Source organism: uncultured Campylobacter sp., assembly GCF_937921625.1.
Classification (GTDB): Bacteria; Campylobacterota; Campylobacteria; order Campylobacterales; family Campylobacteraceae; genus Campylobacter_B.
The window spans coordinates 1-1,586 of record NZ_CAKZTI010000038.1; the positions used below are offsets into that span (position 1 = coordinate 1).

2 protein-coding genes are annotated in these 1,586 nt (G+C 49.1%); both read left to right on the forward strand.

Annotated features, from left to right (window positions below):
- Nucleotides 1-502 (forward strand): amidohydrolase family protein (locus Q0101_RS06440; RefSeq protein ID WP_297943419.1); only part of this gene is annotated, 502 nt, incomplete at its 5' end.
- On the forward strand, nucleotides 490-1,362 hold the full coding sequence (sppA, locus tag Q0101_RS06445; RefSeq protein WP_297943421.1) for a signal peptide peptidase SppA: 873 nt from the start codon (nucleotides 490-492) through the stop codon (nucleotides 1,360-1,362). The genes Q0101_RS06440 and sppA, both read left to right, overlap by 13 nt.
- Nucleotides 1,363-1,586: the final 224 nt, after the last annotated feature.

Below are 1,586 nucleotides of genomic sequence, written 5' to 3' on the forward strand. Positions count from 1 at the left end.
GCCTTTTTACTCGCCGCAGAGCTTTGTAGCGCATTTTAGCGGGCTGCGCACGCTTTTTACGCATTGCGTTTGGGTGGATGATTTTAGCATTTTTGATCCGAAACTTCACTCGATCACGCACTGCGCGCGCTCCAACCGCCTTCTTAGCAAAAAGAGGCTGAGCTTTAAAAAGCTGCTCGCAAGCGGGCTTAATTACAACATCGCTACCGACGGGCTTAGCTCGAATTTTAGCCTAAGCTTTTTAGACGAGCTGCGCGCAAATTTAATGATGCACGACGAGCTGGGCTTGGCGGAACTGGCGCAGGCGTTACTTTTAGGCGCGACGAGAAATGCAGCCGCCGCGCTAGGACTAAATTTGGGCGAGCTGAAAAAGGGCAAGCTCGCCGATATCGCCGTTTTTGAAGGCATTGAGTGCGAGCAGAGCCAGCTGGCGCTACAGCTCATTTTGCAGAGCAAAAACGCAAAATCACTTTTTATCGAAGGAATGAAATGCAATTTCTAAAAAACATCTTTGCGCCGATCGGCGCCGTGCTGGGGTTTATCAACAAATACTTTAAATCCTTGATTTTTCTGCTTATTTTGTTTTTGATTTTTGCAGGCGGCGAAAGCGCGCAACAAAAGGGCGCGAATCTCGCTCAGCTTTCGCTAAGCGGCGCGATAATGGACGATAGCGAAATTTTAGAAAAGATCGAAACTCTGAAAAACGACGAAGCGATCAAAGGGGTGCTTCTGCTGATCGACAGCCCCGGCGGCGCGCTAAGCCCGAGCGTGGAAATTTCGCTGGCTATCAAATCACTAAACTCGCGCAAGCCGGTCGTTGCTTACGCTAAGGGCACGATGGCGAGCGGCAGCTACTTAGGCGGCGTGTGGGCTAGTAAAATTTACGCAAATCCGGGCAGCTTCATCGGCTCCATTGGCGTGATCATGCAGGGCTTAGATGTGAGCGAAGCTGCCGCTAAACTAGGCTTTGCCGAACAGATCGTCAAAGCGGGCGAGCTCAAAGAGGCGGGCACGATGATGAGAAAATGGAGCGACGCGGAGCGCGCTAGCCTGCAAGCTCTGGTAGATGAGAGCTACGAGCTATTCACGCGCGAGGTGGCGCAGGCACGCTCGCTAGATCTTAGAAAGCGCGATACGTGGGCGAATGCGCGAGTATTTTTAGCTAGTGGCGCCAAAGGCGTCGGACTTATCGACGAGGTGGGCTCTTTAGAGGACGCTAAAAGTGCGCTCGTAAAGGCTAGCGGCGTAGCAGATCCGATCTGGCAGGAGCCCTCGGCGTATGAAAAGATGATGGATAAGCTGGCAAATAAAAGCGAAAGCTTAGTGCGCGGAGCCTTCGGCGCAAAGCTGATGGCGTATTAGAAATTTAGAAATTTTAAAATATGAGGGAATTTTAAGAGTAGAATTTTGTATGCGAAAGCGCACTGGGTTTGATTACTTTTAAATTTCCTCGCTTTTTCATTTGGCGTTTCTTTTAAATTTTATCTTTTTATGAATTTTTTCTTCGTTTAAAACCCCTCATTTTCTCTTGATTATTCAGCCCCCTTTAAGCATCGCTCTTGTATAATCACAATTCTGTTTCGCAC